We start from the raw sequence: 18,508 nt of genomic DNA on the forward strand, positions 1-18,508 counted from the left end.
TCTTTTCTTATCATAGATTTTTGTGTTTTCTTTTCATCTGTAAAAGCCTTCCACATAAACCTATTTATAGAGAAACAAGTTTACTTACATTTCTTGGTAAAGGGCTGTAGATAAATAACGTTCACCATTGTCGGGAACGACTGCTAATACCTTTTTGCCTTTCCCTAGTTCTTTTGCGACTTTTAATGCGGCAGCAATTGCAGCGCCAGATGAGATACCAACTAAAATTCCTTCTTTTCGTCCGACTTCTCTAGCTGTTTCCATCGCTTCGTCTCCAGTCACGGAAAGGACTTTATTATATACAGAGGTATCCAATGTTTTAGGAACAAAGCCTGTACCGATCCCTTGGATTTTGTGAGGACCTGCTTCTTTTCCTTCTAAAATGGCAGATTCTGCCGGTTCTACCCCTACTAATTCGATCTTTGGATACACACGTTTTAATTCTCGGCCAGCGCCAGTGATTGTCCCGCCTGTCCCGATACCTGCGACAAAAGCGTCCAATCCATTTACTCCAAAGGCTTGATGAATCTCTGGACCAGTCGTTTTTTCATGTACAAGAGGATTTGCTTCATTTTCAAATTGTAATGGTAAAAAGTAGCCATTTTCTTTTGCCAAACGTTCTGCTTCTCTAATGGATCCAGAAATACCATCCACACCAGGCGTCAGAATCAACTCTGCGCCGTATCCTTTCATCAATAAACGTCTTTCGATACTCATCGTCTCAGGCATCACGATAATGACTTTATATCCTTTCGCGACTCCTACCATCGACAATCCGATTCCTGTATTTCCGGAGGTAGGTTCAATGATGGTATCTCCTGGTTTCAGTAATCCATCATGTTCCGCTTTTTCTATCATACTTAGAGCAATCCGGTCCTTTACACTTCCTCCTGGATTAAAAAACTCAAGTTTCACAAATACATCTGCTGAATCTTCTGGTACGATTTTATTTAATTTGACGATTGGCGTTTTACCAATCAATTCGGTGACTGAGTTATAGATAGCTGTCATCTTCAATTCCTCCTTGTCTTTGCTCTTCCCTACTTATCATAATACAATTTGTTCATTTCTGGCGAGTGATTCGTCTTTGACTAGCAAAAAAAAGACAAAGATATACCAGATATGGTAGTTTCTTTGCCTTTTTATCTAAATCACACGTTTAGTTCTTGTCCGACTAATAAAGAATAACTGGACATGGACATGCCGTTTTTCGCCATTAGATCATCAACAGACATGCCAAATTTTTGTGCAATATCCCATAGCGTATCTCCTGATACAACTGTATATGTTTGACTACTATTTGTATCCGCACCTGTTGCCGAAGATGATGATGACGTTGAAGTCGTCGTAGTAGTAGTTGTTGTTGTACTTGTAGTTGTTGTGGTCGCCGAACCAGTTGATGGTGTATCAAAACGGGTTAAATTATAAGTATTAATCAATGAGTTCAATTTGGTTCCATAATCTGGATCGGTAGCGTAACGACCTGTCAAGTACGCTGTTGCATCATAAAAACTTGTTGTATTGCTTTTCCATACACCAGCATAATGATAATCGCCTGTTGAAAAACTGGTTGAACGAAGAACATTTGCATGGTCTTGGAAGGATTCCCAATAAGAAGAATATTTTCGGAATGGTTCATTCATCGTTACCCATTGTCCGTTTACATATTCTTTGGTTGCCATATAAACGACCTGTCCGTTATAGCTTCCTTTTACACCGAACAAATTATAATTGGGCGCACTAGCTAATCCGGAAGTACCATATGCACTTTCCAACAACGCTTGAGCGATCATGACTGAAGCATACAAGTCATTACTTGCAGCAACTTCTGATGCAGACCAGCCGATTTGATCGATAAACGCTTGAGGATCAGCGACTGTTTGAGATCCTTGTTCATCTGCATGAACACTTTGCGGTACCGCTGTAACCATCATCGGCCCAACTAAAAGACTCGTTCCAATTAAAGGAGCAATCGCTTTTTTATTGATCACCATGTTTCTTTTAGGTCTATGGTGTCGGGCACTGCGGGTCTTCAGCTCTTGCATTCAAATTCCTCCTCAAAATAAAAAAACTTAATAAAAAGTTCTCTTCTTAAAACAAACTTAATTAATTAAATTATACTTTTAATTCTCAAGAAACACAAACTAATCCGAAGAATTCTTTGTTTTGTCATTTAAATGTAATATAACAGAAAACGAAAAGTAACATTGATTTATTCTTACCACCACATAAAAAACAGCTGCCTCCAACTTGCAGACAGCTGTCTTTATCATTCAAACAATGATTGGTGTCTATGATAATTGATTGTACGTATTCACAACATTTTCTACTGTAAATCCAAACTCTTCTAAAATTTTAGCACCAGGAGCAGATGCACCGAAATGATCGATGGTAATCGTTGTTCCTTCTGTACCCACATAGCGTTCCCATCCGAATGATGCAGCAGCTTCGATCGCCACGCGTTTCTTCACTGCTTTAGGAAGTACGCTTTCTTTGTATTCAGAAGATTGTTTTTCAAACAGGTCGAAGCTTGGCATAGAGACAACAGAAACATCTTTCCCGTTTTCTGCCAATTCTTTTTGAGCTTTCACAGCTAAATCAACTTCAGAACCAGTTGCAATCAAAATACCTTCTGGTGTTTCTCCTTTAGCTGGAGAAAGAACGTACGCGCCTTTTTTGACCATTTCATCTGCTACTTCTTTTGTAGAAGGCAATACAGGAAGGTTTTGGCGGCTCAATACAAGGATAGTAGGCGCATCAGTAGTCTCCATCGCCACTTTCCAAGCAGCACGTGTTTCATTTCCGTCTGCTGGACGAATCACTTGGACACCAGGCATGCAACGAACAGAAGCTAATTGTTCAATCGGTTCGTGTGTTGGTCCGTCTTCTCCGACAGCAACGGAGTCATGTGTCAAAACGTAAACAACAGGCGTATGTTGAATCGCTGCTAAACGAACAGCTGGTCTTAGGTAATCGACAAAGACAAAGAATGTTCCGCCATAGATACGAGTTCCGCCATGAAGTTGGATACCATTCATAGCCGAAGCCATCGCAAATTCGCGAACGCCAAACCAGATGTTACGTCCTTCATAATGTTCGGGAGTAAAATCTTTATCAGCAGCTACCATTGTATTATTGGAACCTGATAAATCTGCTGAACCACCCCAGAAACTTGGTATAGCTTTCGATAATTCTTGGATGACTTCTTTACTTGAAACACGGCTTGCTTGACTGCTTCCTACTTCATAAGTTGGCAATTCTGCATCCCAGTTTTCTGGCAGTTTGCCATCAAAGGCATCTTCAAATTGTTGTGCCAATTCAGGATAAGCTTTTTTATAATTGGCAAACATTTCATTCCATGCATCTTCAGCTTTTTGTCCTTCTTCTATCATTGTTTGATGGAAGCGGGCAGCTACTTCTTCAGGAACAGTGAAGTCTGGATAATCCCATCCGTAAACTTCTTTAGCCATCTTGATACCCTCTTCGCCAAGAGGAGCACCATGAACAGCAGATGTTCCTTCTTTAGGAGCACCGTAGCCGATGACTGTTTTTACTTCGATCAACGTGGGTTTATCTGTTTCAGCTTTTGCTTGTTCAATCGCTTTAGAGATTGCTTCTAAGTCATTTCCGTCTTTCACTAAGATATGTTGCCAGCCATATGCTTCATAACGAGCACCAACATTTTCTGTGAACGCTTTTGAAGTTGGACCATCTAATGAAATATCGTTTGAATCATATAAAACGATTAATTTACCTAACTTCATATGACCTGCCATCGAACTTGCTTCTTGAGAGACTCCTTCCATCAAGTCTCCATCCCCACAAATTGCATACGTATAATGATCCATTATGTTGAAGTTTTCTTTGTTATAAGTTGCTGCAAGGTGTGCTTCTGCCATCGCCATACCAACAGCCATTGCAATCCCTTGGCCTAATGGGCCTGTAGTAGCTTCTACACCATCTGTATGATGGACTTCAGGATGTCCTGGTGTCTTAGAATCCCATTGACGGAATTGTTTCAAATCATCAATTGTCACTTGATAGCCAGCTAAATGAAGTAAACTATATAACATTGCTGACCCATGTCCTGCTGAAAGAATGAAACGGTCGCGATCAGCCCAATTTTTGGATGTCGTTGGATTTACTTTCAGGTGTTTTGTCCATAACGCATATGCCATAGGTGCTGCGCCCATCGGCAATCCAGGATGTCCTGAGTTTGCTTTTTGGACTGCTTCAATACTTAATGTACGAATTGTGTTAACGCCAAGTTGGTCAATTTTGTCAAACAAAATAACCCCTCCTATTAATTTAGGTTTTTTTTACCTTTATTTCTTACACTCTCATTCTATAAGATGTCACACGAAAAAGCAATCATTTTCAGTATTTTTTACTAAAAGTTGTCATTTCGGTTGTGTAAGCCTTTTTTCTTTTGGATTTCTTTTAATTTTTCCGGGGTCACGTCATTGCCCTCAGGATCGACGATTTTCATTCCTTCGATATGATGACGCATACCGGAACGAAAAGCTTCCAAATACTCTTTGCGCAAGTTGATTTGTTCTTGTTCTTCGGCTTTCGAGAGACCATTTTCCTTCTTTTTACGTGCGAGTTCATTGATCCGCTCTATTTTTTCAGGTGACAGCATGCTCAGTCCTCCTTTTACTCTCCTTCATATTATATAAAAACTGAAAAAAAAACAACTAGATAAACTAAATAAAATACGAACATTCGTTTGATTTAGCGCTTTTTATATGGTACTATTTATTTATCAAGTGAAAGAAGGTGTACCTTGTGGCCCGACAAACTGAATCAAGACAAATTGAAGTCTTACGTTATATCCATGAACAAGTAACCCAAAAAGGATACCCGCCAACTGTCCGTGAAATCGGGGAAGCTGTTCAGCTTTCTTCTACTTCTACTGTTCACGGTCATCTTGCACGGCTTGAAAAAAAAGGGTTTATCCAAAGAGATCCGACGAAACCTCGTGCAATCGAGTTGACAAAACAAGGTTTAGAAAAGATTGGGATTCGTCCAACAACTATTCCAGTACTTGGCGTAGTAACAGCTGGAGAACCAATTTTAGCAGTAGAGGATGCTTCGGACTTCTTTCCGATCCCTCCTAATCTTTCTTCTGAAGAAGGCAGTCTCTTTATGCTGACGATTCGTGGAGATAGTATGATCAATGCTGGAATTTTGGATGGCGATAACGTGATCGTTCGGAAGCAGGAAACGGCACAAAATGGTGATATCGTCATTGCAATGACTGCAGAGGATGAAGCGACTTGCAAACGATTCTATAAAGAAAAAAACTATTTCCGTCTTCAACCTGAAAACGACTTACTCGAACCAATCATTTTAGATCAAGTATCTATATTAGGACGAGTAGTAGGGCTCTATCGTAGTCATATCTATTAATTAGTACTAAAAAAGAAAATTGTTTAAAACCGAGTTTGAGACCATTGTCTCAAACTCTTTTTTCGCCCAAGTTCTTCTTCTTTCAAATTTTTATCACTTCCCTCTTTACAAACCGAACAAATATTCGTATACTAAATATACGAACAATTGTTCGTATAAATTAACGAGGTGAGAATTCATGAAATCAATGAGACGTCTTGGCTTAGTATTAACTGTTTTGTTTTTAGGTATTATTATTGGTAATTTCGGCATACGTCCAGCTTTACTTGTGTTTGTTCCGTTATTTACTTTGTGGTTCATGTTGTGGGATGAAAAGAAGTACCGTCAATCTGAGCGGCGCAGAATTCATGAAGATCATTTCTATCATGAACCCTACTACAGATCCAGGCAATCATAATGAGGATTGACTGCTAATTGTTCAAAAGACAAAAAGTTAAACTTTTACGAGGGTGTGACAAAAATCGGTCACATCCTTTTTTTCGAACCTTTACTGGACTTTGACTGGTTCCATTTATAAAAAAACAGCGACCCTCAAGCGTCAGAGTGCCTATCTGACTTTTGAGGGTCGCTTTAAAATCGCTTTTTCTGCTTAATATTCCATTAATGTAATAATGTCGTATCCTTTGATTTTGTCGCGTCCATGGAGATCCATCAATTCGATCAAAAATGCGCAGCCTACGACTACACCACCTAATTGTTCGATCAGTTCGATTGTCGCTTTGATCGTTCCACCGGTAGCCAGCAAATCGTCACAAATCAGCACACGCTGACCTGGTTTAATGGCATCCTTATGCAATGTCAATGTATCTGTTCCATATTCTAATCCATAAGTCACTTCGATGGTTTCTCGAGGTAATTTTCCTTTTTTGCGGACTGGTGCAAAACCGACTCCTAACTCATAAGCAACAGGACATCCTACGATGAACCCACGTGCTTCTGGTCCAACTACCATATCAATTCGTTTTTCTTTTGCATAATTTACGATTTGCTTCGTAGCTTCCCGATAAGCGTCACCATCTGCCATCAGCGGGGAAATATCTCGGAACACAATTCCTTTTGACGGATAGTCGGGAATACTGGCAATATAATCTTTTAAATCCACTCTTTGTTTCCTCCTAGGTTGTTAACCATTTCTTTATGGTAGGAATATCGCTCAAAAGCAAAAATTCCTCAACTTTGATTTTATTTAGCCGCCGCTGGTATAATTTGCTCTCAGTCAAAGGATGACTTTCTGGGCTGGCGACTTTTTGTAAAACACCGTTCTCTATTGTAACAAATTTCAATTCAAAAAACACCTGTATCATAAAAATTAATAATTTTTCAGGGATACGCAAATATTGAGCTACTGCTTTTATTTTATGACGTATATCTATTCGTTCTTGAGAATGGATCAATTTAAACAATTTTGCGTACTGTTCTCTTGTGCCTACCCCATTCAAATAAGCCTCATCAGGTGAAATCCCCATCAGATAAACACGATTGAATGAATAAGACCCAAAGACTTCTTTCAGCTTTGCTAAATCCTCTGGACAATCCATAATAACCAGAGATTTCGGTTTTCTTTTTTCAATTACTGCGTGTATAGAATCCATTCCTTCGAAAACAATCGCCGTTTCCTGGATGCGCTCCGGCACGAATTTCAACGTAGAAGAATCAAAAGCTAAATAAAGACTGTCTTCAGATGTTCGGCTCTCTTCACGGAAACGTTTTGCCCGCCAATCAAATACCTGCAGACCACCTACTGCAAAGTCAGATACCATCAGTTGCGGTTTCTTACGTCCATTCCATTCATTGATCGAAAGCTTTCCTACTACATCTACTAGATTATTCAGCAGTTCTTCTTCTTGAGTTCCAAAACCAAAAGCGACCGCATCAAGCTGACTAGATTCATCGGAAAGGACAAATTTCAGATGCTGTTGGTTTGCTCCGATTCTTTTGACATTCGCTGCTTGGACTTGCCGAAATAAAAATTGAGGTAAAGGATTATCTGTACCAAATGGCGCTAATAATTTTAGTTCATCAATACGCTCTACTGTTACTTCATTCGGAAGTAGCACTTCATCAATTCTTAATTCAGGTCCTCTTGTCAAATCGATTTGACGATCGACTATATATTGGTTCATCTTCTCCTGTAGTATTGTGACATTTTCACTTGGCATCGTTAACCCGACTGCTGCATGATGTCCTCCAAAATAAGTAAATAAATCCCGCATCTGGTCAAGCATTTCAAAAAGGTTCAAGGCTTCAATACTACGTCCAGAACCTTTAGCTGATCCGTCTTCTTTTAAAGTAAGAACAAGCGTTGGTTTACCAGTTTCGTTCATTATTTTTCCTGCAACAATACCTAAAACACCTTCATGCCATCCTCGGTTTACCAATAGATGGATATGATTCTCCTTATTGACCATTGCTAATGCTTCTTCTGTTATCTGCTCTACGATTGCTTTTCTTTCTTCATTGATTTCATTCAATTTTTTTGCTTGAATGGATGCCTCTTCTTCGTCAAACGTTGCAAGCAATGAAACGGCAGGTCGCGGGTCACCCATCCGACCAATAGCATTTAGTCTGGGCGCAATCGAAAAGCCGATCGTTGTTTCGTCTGCATCTCTCATTTTTACGCCACTTTCTTCAAACAGCGCCTGAAGTCCTATCCGTTCTGAATGATGGATGGCATCGATGCCTAATGCAACAAGGATTCGATTCTCATCAGTCAATGAAACTAAATCGGCGATCGTTCCTATCGCTACTAAATCCAAAAATTCTGCAGGTGGTTCTTCCAACAATGCAGAAGCTACTTTGAATGCTACTCCGACTCCTGCCAGATCTGGAAATGGATATTGCCCCGCTGGATGACGAGGATGAACAATCGCATAGGCGTCTGGTAATTTCTCAGGTAGCTCGTGATGGTCTGTAATGATCACGTCTACACCAGCTTGCTGAGCATATGCTACCGCATCATTTCCTGCTACCCCGTTATCAACAGTGATGATCAGCTGGATGCCTTCTTGGATCTTTTCTTGGTATACCGATTGGTTCGGTCCATACCCATGCACAAATCGATTTGGCAAAAATACTTCTACTTCTGCGCCAAGTAATTCCAGTGTTTCTTTCATTACCGTTGCACTGGTGATTCCGTCTGCATCATAATCACCGTAAACGAGGATTTTTTCTCCACTGATTACAGCTTCTTGTATTCGACTGATTGCTTTATCCATATCGTGCATCAGATACGGATCATGTAGTTCTTGTTCTTTTGGATGTAAAAATCGGTTGATATCCTCTTCCTCATGGTAACCTCTTTGCCACAGTAACTTACCGACAAATGGAGATAATTTCAGTTCACGAATCATTTGGAGAAAGGATTCAGAAGGCTCTGTCTCGCTTAACTTCCAATCAAAATTTGCTTGTCTCACTTTCTCACTCCTAACTTAGTTATTATAGCAAAGGAAATCAGCAAAAAAAAGCAGAAAGAAAGAATAAAAATAGATCAGATCCGCTAGACTGATGTTCAGCAGGACCCGATCTTTTATACGACCATTTATGAAATATCCCTATTAGTCAAAATAATTGAAGCTTTGTTTTGGCGCTTGCGTTTTTTGTTCTTCCGGTGCTTTCAATTGACTGATTTGTGCTGTTTTCGCTTGTAATTCCGCCTGATAAGCAGCTTCTAACTCTGCGCGTTCGTTTCTAAACTCGCGTTGTTGTTCTTCTTTTGCTTCTTCAATTTTCTTTTGCAGATCTGTTTGGTATTCTGATATTTCCTGAGTCAGCTGCTTGATTTGCTTTTTTTGCTGCCATAGTGTTGCCGAAGCAGTCAAGAATACAATCAGTGCACCAATCAGCGCAGAACCGATAATCACTAAGATCAACGGTGCAGAAAAGGAAGTGAAGCCAAAACTTACAGGGACATTTTTATTGTTCAATACAGCAAAAAGAACAATAATCAAAACTAAGATAAATCCAAGAATCACATTGCTTTGCTTTTTCAATTCCTCCACCTACTTTTTGTTAAAAATTCCGCTGGCTAAATAATCACCAATCGTTGGAAACAGCGTATAAAATTTTGATGCAACTTCTAAAATAAACGGTTGATTGATTTCTCGTTTTGGATGTCTCATATTGCGGACGATCATTTTTGCCAACTTAGTAGGTTCTAAAACGATTTGCCCGACTTTTTCCAAATAGCTTCCGCTTGGATCAGCCTTGTCAAAGAAATCTGTCTCGATTGGACCAGGATTTACTGTCGTAACAGCTACACCAAGTGGTTTCAATTCTAATCGCAAGGCGTTGGAAAAGCCAAGGACTGCAAATTTCGTGGCAGAATAAACCGTTGATTTTGCAGTTGCCATTTTCCCAGCCATTGAGGCGATATTAATAATATGTCCTTGTCTTCTTTCTGCCATATCGATCGCAAATTTTTGTGTCAAAACCATCATTCCTAAGATATTGACTTCAAACATATCGTACGCTTTTCCAAGATCGAATGTAAGGAAGTCCTCGAAAATACCAAATCCAGCATTGTTTACCAGAATATCGACACGTCCAACTTCTTCCATTACTTTTTCATATAGTTCATCCACACTATAAGGATCGCTGACGTCTACTTTGAAAGCATAAGCCTCTTTGCCGCTCAAGCGTCTGCACTCATCTCTGACACCTTCTACAAATGCCATTCTTCGTGCGCAACTTATAACGATTGCTCCTTGCTTTGCTGCTTCATAACAGATTTGCGCGCCTAGACCACCTGAACTACCTGTTACTAAAACAACTTTATCTTCTAAATTCATGCCTCATCCTCCTCACGAAATGGTATCTCAATGCTATCAAAATCTTTCATGATCGTCGTGTTTTCAAACACTTCTTTTGCTTCTTTTTCAAGCTCTAGAGCTGCTTTTCCTAAATATCTTGCACTGATATGAGTAAGCAACAGCCGTTTTGCCTGCGCTTCTTTTGCAACTTCAGCAGCTTGATGAGTCGTAGAATGGAAATAGTTATGCGCCATTCTTGCTTCATCTTTATTAAATGTGCTTTCATGTACCAAAATATCACTGTTTTCCGCAAGCACAACAGAATTATGTGTTTTTCTCGTGTCGCCTAAAATAGTCACGATCCGCCCTTTTTTATTTGGGCCTACGAAATCTTTTCCATTGATCGTCCGACCATCTTCTAGTTGGATCGTTTCCCCTTGCTTCAGCTTGCCGTACAGTGGTCCAGCCGGAATGCCTAATTCTTTCAGACGATCCACCTGCAATTCTCCTTTATGATCATGTTCAACCACACGATAACCGAAACTGTCGATTCCATGATTTAGTTTTTTTGCATAAACAGAAAATTGCTGATCAGTAAAAATCGGGTCTGTTTCATTTAACTCGATGAATTTCAGCGGATAACTTAACCGTGTTTGCGAAATGCCTAAAGAGACTTTTATGTATTCCTCTATCCCTTTTGGCCCGTAAATCTCTAATGGCGTATCCCCACCTTGAAATGAACGGCTGCTGATGAGTCCGGGAAGCCCAAAAATATGATCGCCGTGTAAATGTGTAATGAAAATTTTTCCGATTTTTCTCGGACGGATAGTCGTTCGCAAAATCTGCATTTGCGTGCCTTCACCACAGTCGAATAACCAAACTTCATTACGTTCGTCTAAAAGTTTCAATGCTATACTTGTCACATTTCTATGTTTTGCAGGAACACCTGCGCCTGTTCCTAAAAATTGTAATTCCATAATCTACCTGACTTTCTTTAAGTTCCTCTTTAATTTTAGGGGAAAAAGATAGGATAATCAACCGTAAGTCGAGAAAGGCTTCAAATAAAAACGATGTTCCTCTGTGATAACGTTTTCTTTAAACTCCATTGTAAAAACAGCAGCGAACCCTTTTGAGATTCTCTGCTGTTTTTATTAATTTGAAGATTCGGAACTCTCATTGTCATCGGAAGATTGCGGATGTTTGTCCTCCCAAGTCTTTTGGGCAGCTTCTTTCGCCTGCTTTTCGGCTTCCTTCGCATCATGCACATCTTTTTCGACATCTTCATAATCCAAACGGGTAATTTCTCCGCCTAATTCCATCATCACTAATTGATTCAATGGACGATTGTCTTCTTCATCCGCAATCAAAATCAGTCCTGTAGCTCCTTCACCGATTTTATTTCCTACAAAGTCGAACACAGTCTGAGCATCTTTTATTTCTTTTGCATCTTGTGTCGCACCGATCATCCCTCCAGCAAACCATCCTAATAAAATCCCCAGCGGCCCACCTAATACACCAACCAACATACCAATCAACCCACCAGTAGAAGATTTGTTATTCCCAGTAAAGTCGATAAAATCTTCTATTTTGAATTGATGGGTTCCATTGGGATCATGGCTGACAACGGCCATCTGTTCTCCTTTGATCGAACGAACAGCATGTAGTTTTTTGATTTCCGAAAATGCCTGATATGCTTGGCTTTCTACTTGAAAATTTAAAATGATTACTCGCTTGCTCATTGAAAACGCCCCTTTCATACCTTCTTGTTATTTATTTTACCTTTAATTGTAAAATAAGAAAAGAAAAGCACTCTTTCCTACCCAATAAAAAAGGAGAATGGCCTCAGCCATACTCCCCTTAGATTTGAAACTATATTTTTTGGTATTTGTTTTTATTTGTTTGCCTATTCGACAAATTCAAATTCAAATTCACCGATACGGACAAGGTCGCCATCTTTCGCCCCACGTGCCCGAAGTGCCTCATCCACACCCATACCACGTAATTGACGAGCAAAACGCATTACCGTTTCATCATGATCGAAATTCGTCATTTGGAATAATTTTTCGATCTTCTCACCGGATAAGATCCACGTTGCATCTGAATCACGATCGATTTGGAACTCAGGACCTTCTGGATTGAATCCATAGTGTACAGTTTCTTCTTCCAGTTCTTCCTCGTACAATGGGAATTCTGGCGTTACTTCTAACAAGTCTGCTGTAGCATTCAATAACGCATCCAATCCTTGTCGAGTCACTCCAGAAATTGGAAATACTGGGATATCATCAGCGAATTCGTCTTCTTTTTCCTTGTTCAGCTGTTCTTTGAATTTCACTAGGTTTTCCTGTGCATCCGGCATATCCATTTTGTTAGCCACGATGATTTGCGGACGCTCTAACAAGCGTAAGTTGTAAGTAGATAATTCTTTGTTGATGGCAAGATAGTCTTCGTAAGGATCTCGTCCTTCCATCCCACTCATATCGATCACATGTAAAATAACTCGCGTTCTTTCGATATGACGAAGGAATTGTGTACCTAGTCCAACACCTTGCGAAGCTCCTTCAATCAACCCTGGCAAGTCTGCTGCGGCAAAACTTCTGCCATCACTTGTAGTAACCATTCCCAAGTTAGGGACGAGTGTCGTGAAATGATAAGCGCCGATCTTTGGACGAGCAGATGAAATCACAGATAGCAAAGTCGATTTTCCAACAGATGGAAAGCCTACAAGCCCAACGTCTGCCAATACTTTCAATTCCAGTTCGATTTTTCGTTCTTGTCCTGGTTCCCCGTTTTCAGCAATTTCCGGTGCAGGGTTCCGAGGAGAGGCAAACCGGATATTTCCTCGTCCGCCACGTCCCCCTTTCGCCACAACTAGTGTTTGACCATTTTCAATCAAATCTCCTAAAAGAGCACCAGTCTCTGCATCTCGGACAGTGGTTCCTTGCGGTACTTTCACATAGGTATCTTCTGAACCACGGCCGTGCATCCCTTTACTCATTCCATTTTCACCTGGCTGCGCTTTGAAATGGCGATTAAAACGAAAGTCCATCAATGTACGCAAACCTTCATCGACGATCAAGATGACATCACCGCCACGACCACCGTCTCCACCAGCCGGTCCGCCGTCAGGAACGTATTTTTCGCGACGAAATGCAACCATTCCGTCTCCGCCCTTGCCAGCTTTCACATCGATCGTTACTTGATCTAAAAACATGGACATAATTAAGTCCTCCTATTATTCAATTTATTTATTTGACTGCCTGAATTTCCACAATAAACAAAAGTCTTCCTTATTTTATCGGTGAAATCTGTTTTTGTCTATCATTTCAGCAAAAAGATTGATTGCCTTCTTCTTTTTTTATTATTTGGTAAGGTTTCCAACCATTTTTCTGCTATCGAGTATAATTTTTTGACAAAATATGCTTTGCGTAGCAGAATAACAGTGTATTAATTGTATTAATTGAGGATGCCGTTTCATAGCACCCCTAATAAAGGAGGAACTTTTGATATGACAGTAAAAGTAGGTATTAACGGATTTGGGCGTATCGGCCGTCTGGCTTTCCGCCGCATCAAAGAAGTATCAGATGATATTGAAGTAGTAGCAATCAACGACTTAACAAGTCCAACTATGTTAGCACAATTATTGCAATTTGACTCTACTCACGGTACTTATCCTGGCACAGTTACTGCAACAGAAGACTCAATCGTAGTGGATGGCGAAGCAACACGTGTTTATGCAGAACCCGACGCAAGCAAAATCCCTTGGGTAAAAGAAAACGGTGTAGATATCGTACTAGAATGTACTGGTTTTTATACATCTGAAGAAAAAGCGAAAGCGCATTTAGATGCTGGTGTCAAACGAGTAGTTATTTCTGCCCCAGCTGGTGCAATGAAAACTATCGTCTATAACGTCAATGATGATACATTAGATGAAAACGACCGAATCATCTCAGCAGGTTCATGTACAACAAACTGTTTAGCACCTATGGCTTATTTCTTGAATAATGAATTTGGGATCGAAGTTGGTACAATGACAACAGTCCATGCCTACACTTCAACCCAAATGCTGTTAGATGGACCAGTAAGAGGCGGTAATTTACGTGCTGCTCGTTCAGCTGCTGACAACACTATTCCACATTCTACTGGTGCTGCAAAAGCAATCGGCTTAGTTATCCCTGAGTTACAAGGAAAATTACAAGGACATGCGCAACGTGTTCCAGTCGTTGATGGTTCATTAACTGAATTAGTTTCAGTATTGAAAACCAAAGTAACTGCTGATCAAGTAAATGAAGCAATCAAAAAACACACAGTTGACAATCCTTCATTTGGGTATGATGATCGTCAAATCGTTTCTAGCGATGTCATTGGCACAACTCAAGGTTCAATCTTTGATCCAACCCAAACAGAAGTAACAACTGCTGGCGATTTCCAACTTGTCAAAACTGTTGCATGGTATGACAATGAGTACGGATTCACTTGCCAAATGATTCGCTTACTAGAAAAATTCGCTAACTTGTAATTTAATAAATCAAACAATAAAACAAGCCATTGACTGGATCCAGTCAATGGCTTGTTTCTTTTTACCCTCTTGCTTTTAAACTAGTTCAATGAACATATTGGCTTAAAAATTGTTGGACTACTTGCTGATACTTTTTAGGATCTGTCTTGTATGCTTCCGCATGCTCGGCTCCTTTTACAACATACTTTTCTTTTGGCCCCTTCGTTGCACGATAAACCTTATCCAACATTTCAAATGGTACAAATGTGTCTGCGTCTCCATGTATAAATAGCATCGGACGCTGGTTTTTCTTCAATTGATCCACTGCACTTGCCTCACCGAAAAAGTAGCCGGCACGGACTTTTGTCACTAGACTCGTTACTTGCATAAGCGGAAACGCTGGAAGACTAAACATATCGTCTAGCTGATACGCAAGCTCATCATGGACAGAAGAATAACCGCAATCTTCAATAATTGCTTTTACGTTATTTGGTAATTTTTCTCCGCTAGTCATCATGACAGTTGCTGCCCCCATGCTGACACCATATAGAACGATTTCTTGCGAGTTTCCATTTTCTTCTAACACTTTGTTGATCCACTGCACATAGTCTTTGCGCTCTGGCCATCCAAATCCAATATAATCCCCTTCGCTTTTTCCATGCCCTCTTGCATCTGGAACAAGGACATTGTAGCCCATATCATGGAACATCTTTGCATAATTGGTCATCGTTTCAGCATCTCCCATGTAGCCATGAGCAACTAGAGCTGTTTTTTCACTTTTCGTTTCAGCAGGAAGATAAATCGCTGATAATTTCAGACCGTCTTTCGAAGTGATTGTCCAATTGCTTCGGTTCTCTTTTGAACTAAACCACTTATGTGCATCCGTTTCTTTGGATGTCTGTGTTGTACCTGGTGTATCTTCATCTAAAAAGTCTTTCTCAGACGGCACGACAGCATAATTATAAAAATAATTCCCTACAAACAATAGCGCAACGATTAGAACTAGGGCAACACCTAGAAGGATTTTCATCCAAAGTTTCATAAATTATCCATCTCATTTCTCTTTTTTCATCTAACCTTGAATTAGTATAATCAAAGAATCTCTACTATGCAATGTTCATTTTTATAACCTATAAAAAAACAAAATAAAAAAGCAGAAATAACTGGCTATTTCTAGCGGATTATTTCTGCAGCAACTCATTATCTATTTTTTATTTTCAATTAATTTGAAGCTTGACCAAGGTTTCAAAAAATCAAGGAGGAACAGTTCGTCATCAGAAATTCTTCCTACGACATTGACCCGTCCGTCATTTTTCATGTCCTTCAAGGCGATTTGTGTTTCTCCCTTATATTGACCATACCCTTCATTATCAATCAGCACATCACCATGATGCATATCTCGCGTATTGTGAGGTGGAAAATCTTTTTCTTTATAATATACACGAGTCATCGTCGAACGAAGGATATACTCTGAGCGATCTCCTCGATAACTGTGGAGATTGTCAAACAAGCAGATTCGTTCGTTTTCTGTAATCCCTTCTTCCGTATCTACTTTCAATGTTGGATAATCTGCATTAAATGCTGCTGCCATTTCTTTCAATTCTTCTTCGCTTGCATACGCATTTCCAATAGAAATATCATCAATCAGCCCTGTAAGGATCAAATGCTTCACTTGTGTAGCAATCTCAAGGTCTCGGTGATCTTCTAGTGTGCACAAGCCATCTTGTGTAGGCCAAGGGCCAAACTCAGCGGATTGCGAATTGACGAACGTCATCGTATTCAAATTATATTTTCTAAATTTTTCTGAACAAAAAACAAAATGGTCGTAGCCTAAACCAGAATATCGATGAGGATAAAAATTATGAGAACCTAATAAATTATCCGTGTTTGGCGAATAACTCATGATGTTGTCAACATAATTCGTGCCCGAACTCATATTGATCTCGATTTTGATACCGAAAGGATTACGCGTCATTTTTGCTTCTTCTGCTCCGGTGAACCCGATATCCAAGCGAACTCCATAGGCACCCATCTTATGGAAAAAGGATAAGTCATCGTAAGAAATCTCCAACTGTTCAAATAACGCTGGATTGATATCTACCATTACTTCCATGCCTAGGCTATTCGCATAATCAACTACTTCTTTAAATTCTGAAAGAACTTTTTCTTTGTCGTCGTTGATCTGCAGTAAACTGGTAAAAACCCGTTTATACCCATACTTATGAGCTAAATCCAAGTACGCTTTGTCCTTTTCAAATGTTGATCGTTCTGGATAAATCGAGATTCCTAATTTTCCCATATTACCATTTCCTCCTGCATCTTTTCGTTTTTGTATCCACTTACATTATAGCAAAGACAAAATAAATGGTCTACACCTTTTCTTTTTCTTTTAAAATAAATGATAAATTCCAATAATTTAAGTAGGTATTTCTCCTCTATTTTGTTATCATTAAAGATAACAAAACAGTAAATTGGAAAGGAATATTTATGAAGAAAAATAAAGTTATTTTAAGTATTAGTTTAGCTGCAGCATTATTGTTTGCTGCTGGTTGTTCCGCAAACAGTACGACTTCTCCTAGTTCATCGGCTGAAAGTTCAAAGAGTACATCCACTGCGGAAAGTACAACTGCCAGTAGTGTCGATTTGAATGCATTGGAATTGTCACAATTGACGAAAGATGTAGCTGAAAATGAGGATTTGGTCGAAATGGTGACAAATAAAGGCACAATCAAAATCAAATTATTCCCTGAATATGCACCTAAAGCAGTTGAAAACTTTATGAGACACGCAAAAGATGGTTACTATAATGGCCTGACTTTTCACCGCGTCATCAAAGATTTCATGATCCAAGGCGGTGATCCTAAAGGCGATGGCACTGGAGGCGAAAGTATTTGGGGAGAAGGATTTGAGACAGAGATCAACAACCACCTTTACAACATAAGAGGTGCGTTATCTATGGCTCGCTCACAAGATCCTAACAGTAACGGCAGCCAGTTCTTTATCGTTCAAAATTCAGATGATATGCATGATGGTCTTTTAAAAGATGATTACCCTCAAGCGATTATCGATGCTTATAAAAACGGCGGTTATCCTTCCCTGGATGGTCAGTACACTGTCTTCGGTCAAGTGATTGAAGGAATGGATGTCGTGGATGCTATTGCAAATGTCGAAACAGATAGTTCAGACAAACCAAAAGAAGAAGTAAAAATTGATAAAATCAATATACTGCAAGAAGCAAAATAAACAGAACATAAAAATGACGTCTGAATCTAGCAAATATGACAAAATGTGCTAGATTCAGACGTCTTCTTTTTACATAAGAAAGCAAGTAAATATCCTTCTATTTTTCTATAACAACTTTTTTATGATCAAGCATTTTGGTTGACGATGAACGTGAACTCACACTCACAGACTTTTTTATCATCTACATATGCTGCAGATAACGCTGTACCGACTGACCCCTTCATTTTGGTGATTTCAAAATGACATTTCAGTACATCTCCTGGAACAACTTTTTGACGGAATTTGGCCTTATTGATTCCACCGATATAAGCTCGTTTTCCTAGGAACTCTTCTGATTTTAGGATAAGGATCGAACCTGCTTGTGCCAGTGTTTCTAGGATCAACGCACCCGGCATCACTGGATTGTCAGGAAAGTGACCTTGGAAAAAATCTTCATTGATCGTTACATTTTTTGTCGCAACAATCTTTTTTCCTGGTTCTAATGTATCTACATAATCAATATAACAAATAGGATAACGATTAGGGATCAAGTCCATTACTTCAGTAGCAGATAATACATAAGACATAATTAAACTCCTTCTTTCAGGCGATTGCCATTTTCATTACTTTG

At 39.5% G+C, this 18,508-nt stretch carries 18 protein-coding genes; 4 read left to right on the forward strand and 14 right to left on the reverse strand.

The genetic code is table 11. The features are described from left to right. Positions 1-84 precede the first annotated feature (84 nt). From cysK to IGK53_RS06950, 4 genes are all read right to left on the reverse strand, one after another. Positions 85-1,011, reverse strand: coding sequence for a cysteine synthase A (gene cysK, locus IGK53_RS06935; RefSeq protein WP_002329159.1), 927 nt, complete (start codon positions 1,009-1,011; stop codon positions 85-87). 140 nt (positions 1,012-1,151) lie between these two features. After that, positions 1,152-2,045 (reverse strand): glucosaminidase domain-containing protein, encoded by an 894-nt coding sequence (locus tag IGK53_RS06940; protein ID WP_002329158.1) that lies wholly within the window; start codon positions 2,043-2,045, stop codon positions 1,152-1,154. Between the two features lie 246 nt (positions 2,046-2,291). Then, a complete protein-coding gene (gene tkt, locus IGK53_RS06945; RefSeq protein ID WP_002329157.1) occupies positions 2,292-4,289 on the reverse strand; it encodes a transketolase in 1,998 nt (665 codons plus the stop codon). Between the two features lie 101 nt (positions 4,290-4,390). Beyond that, positions 4,391-4,642 (reverse strand): DUF896 family protein, encoded by a 252-nt coding sequence (locus IGK53_RS06950; RefSeq protein ID WP_002309377.1) that lies wholly within the window; start codon positions 4,640-4,642, stop codon positions 4,391-4,393. 146 nt (positions 4,643-4,788) lie between these two features. Here IGK53_RS06950 and lexA point away from each other — a divergent pair, with 146 nt between their 5' ends. Together lexA and IGK53_RS06960 are read left to right on the forward strand one after the other, a co-directional pair. Next, the gene (lexA, locus tag IGK53_RS06955) at positions 4,789-5,412 is read left to right on the forward strand and encodes a transcriptional repressor LexA (RefSeq protein ID WP_002309378.1); all 624 of its coding nucleotides are present in this window, start codon (positions 4,789-4,791) and stop codon (positions 5,410-5,412) included. Positions 5,413-5,590: 178 nt separating this feature from the next. Further along, positions 5,591-5,809, forward strand: coding sequence for a hypothetical protein (locus IGK53_RS06960; RefSeq protein ID WP_002297436.1), 219 nt, complete (start codon positions 5,591-5,593; stop codon positions 5,807-5,809). Between the two features lie 192 nt (positions 5,810-6,001). Here the strand turns inward: IGK53_RS06960 and IGK53_RS06965 are convergent, their stop codons facing one another. The 7 genes from IGK53_RS06965 to obgE all read right to left on the reverse strand — a co-directional run bounded on the left by IGK53_RS06965 (position 6,002) and on the right by obgE (position 13,377). Beyond that, complete coding sequence (locus IGK53_RS06965; RefSeq protein WP_002295813.1) at positions 6,002-6,514, reverse strand: adenine phosphoribosyltransferase; 513 nt, start codon at positions 6,512-6,514, stop codon at positions 6,002-6,004. Positions 6,515-6,527: 13 nt separating this feature from the next. Next, positions 6,528-8,825, reverse strand: coding sequence for a single-stranded-DNA-specific exonuclease RecJ (gene recJ / locus IGK53_RS06970; RefSeq protein WP_002329156.1), 2,298 nt, complete (start codon positions 8,823-8,825; stop codon positions 6,528-6,530). 141 nt (positions 8,826-8,966) lie between these two features. After that, positions 8,967-9,410 carry a LapA family protein gene (locus IGK53_RS06975; protein ID WP_002390566.1) on the reverse strand — a complete coding sequence of 148 codons (444 nt, stop codon included), beginning with the start codon at positions 9,408-9,410 and terminating at the stop codon, positions 8,967-8,969. Beyond that, entirely contained in the window at positions 9,411-10,199 is a 789-nt protein-coding gene (locus tag IGK53_RS06980; protein WP_002329154.1) for an SDR family NAD(P)-dependent oxidoreductase, read from the reverse strand. Then, positions 10,196-11,137 (reverse strand): ribonuclease Z, encoded by a 942-nt coding sequence (gene rnz, locus IGK53_RS06985; protein ID WP_002313806.1) that lies wholly within the window; start codon positions 11,135-11,137, stop codon positions 10,196-10,198. The genes IGK53_RS06980 and rnz overlap by 4 nt, the downstream gene beginning before the upstream one ends. A 174-nt stretch (positions 11,138-11,311) precedes the next feature. Continuing rightward, positions 11,312-11,899: a hypothetical protein gene (locus IGK53_RS06990; RefSeq protein ID WP_002309384.1), complete on the reverse strand. Its 588-nt coding sequence runs from the start codon at positions 11,897-11,899 to the stop codon at positions 11,312-11,314. 164 nt (positions 11,900-12,063) lie between these two features. Then, positions 12,064-13,377 carry a GTPase ObgE gene (gene obgE, locus IGK53_RS06995; protein ID WP_002295805.1) on the reverse strand — a complete coding sequence of 438 codons (1,314 nt, stop codon included), beginning with the start codon at positions 13,375-13,377 and terminating at the stop codon, positions 12,064-12,066. Between the two features lie 288 nt (positions 13,378-13,665). Here obgE and gap point away from each other — a divergent pair, with 288 nt between their 5' ends. Then, a complete protein-coding gene (gap, locus tag IGK53_RS07000; RefSeq protein WP_002309387.1) occupies positions 13,666-14,676 on the forward strand; it encodes a type I glyceraldehyde-3-phosphate dehydrogenase in 1,011 nt (336 codons plus the stop codon). Between the two features lie 85 nt (positions 14,677-14,761). Here the strand turns inward: gap and IGK53_RS07005 are convergent, their stop codons facing one another. Continuing rightward, on the reverse strand, positions 14,762-15,697 hold the full coding sequence (locus IGK53_RS07005; RefSeq protein ID WP_002329153.1) for an alpha/beta hydrolase: 936 nt from the start codon (positions 15,695-15,697) through the stop codon (positions 14,762-14,764). A 162-nt stretch (positions 15,698-15,859) separates the two neighbouring features. After that, positions 15,860-16,954 (reverse strand): DUF871 domain-containing protein, encoded by a 1,095-nt coding sequence (locus IGK53_RS07010; RefSeq protein WP_430604675.1) that lies wholly within the window; start codon positions 16,952-16,954, stop codon positions 15,860-15,862. Between the two features lie 188 nt (positions 16,955-17,142). Here IGK53_RS07010 and IGK53_RS07015 point away from each other — a divergent pair, with 188 nt between their 5' ends. Further along, positions 17,143-17,898, forward strand: a complete 756-nt coding sequence (locus IGK53_RS07015) for a peptidylprolyl isomerase (RefSeq protein ID WP_002329151.1) — start codon at positions 17,143-17,145, stop codon at positions 17,896-17,898. A 125-nt stretch (positions 17,899-18,023) separates the two neighbouring features. Here IGK53_RS07015 and fabZ read toward each other — a convergent pair whose 3' ends face one another. Continuing rightward, positions 18,024-18,464 carry a 3-hydroxyacyl-ACP dehydratase FabZ gene (gene fabZ / locus IGK53_RS07020; protein WP_002309395.1) on the reverse strand — a complete coding sequence of 147 codons (441 nt, stop codon included), beginning with the start codon at positions 18,462-18,464 and terminating at the stop codon, positions 18,024-18,026. Positions 18,465-18,508: the final 44 nt, after the last annotated feature.

The organism is Enterococcus sp. DIV1224 (assembly GCF_050555455.1).
Lineage (GTDB): Bacteria > Bacillota > Bacilli > Lactobacillales > Enterococcaceae > Enterococcus_B > Enterococcus_B lactis.

Excerpts from the sequence above, each read along its gene's own strand:
- IGK53_RS06990 (WP_002309384.1), bottom strand. The coding sequence starts at position 11,899 with ATGAGCAAGCGAGTAATCATTTTAAATTTTCAAGTAGAAAGCCAAGCA.
- obgE (WP_002295805.1), bottom strand. The coding sequence starts at position 13,377 with ATGTCCATGTTTTTAGATCAAGTAACGATCGATGTGAAAGCTGGCAAG.
- IGK53_RS07010 (WP_430604675.1), bottom strand. The coding sequence starts at position 16,954 with ATGGGAAAATTAGGAATCTCGATTTATCCAGAACGATCAACATTTGAA.
- cysK (WP_002329159.1), bottom strand. The coding sequence starts at position 1,011 with ATGACAGCTATCTATAACTCAGTCACCGAATTGATTGGTAAAACGCCA.
- gap (WP_002309387.1), top strand. The coding sequence starts at position 13,666 with ATGACAGTAAAAGTAGGTATTAACGGATTTGGGCGTATCGGCCGTCTG.
- IGK53_RS06950 (WP_002309377.1), bottom strand. The coding sequence starts at position 4,642 with ATGCTGTCACCTGAAAAAATAGAGCGGATCAATGAACTCGCACGTAAA.
- rnz (WP_002313806.1), bottom strand. The coding sequence starts at position 11,137 with ATGGAATTACAATTTTTAGGAACAGGCGCAGGTGTTCCTGCAAAACAT.
- IGK53_RS06940 (WP_002329158.1), bottom strand. The coding sequence starts at position 2,045 with ATGCAAGAGCTGAAGACCCGCAGTGCCCGACACCATAGACCTAAAAGA.
- IGK53_RS07005 (WP_002329153.1), bottom strand. The coding sequence starts at position 15,697 with ATGAAACTTTGGATGAAAATCCTTCTAGGTGTTGCCCTAGTTCTAATC.
- IGK53_RS07015 (WP_002329151.1), top strand. The coding sequence starts at position 17,143 with ATGAAGAAAAATAAAGTTATTTTAAGTATTAGTTTAGCTGCAGCATTA.
- fabZ (WP_002309395.1), bottom strand. The coding sequence starts at position 18,464 with ATGTCTTATGTATTATCTGCTACTGAAGTAATGGACTTGATCCCTAAT.
- IGK53_RS06960 (WP_002297436.1), top strand. The coding sequence starts at position 5,591 with ATGAAATCAATGAGACGTCTTGGCTTAGTATTAACTGTTTTGTTTTTA.
- IGK53_RS06980 (WP_002329154.1), bottom strand. The coding sequence starts at position 10,199 with ATGAATTTAGAAGATAAAGTTGTTTTAGTAACAGGTAGTTCAGGTGGT.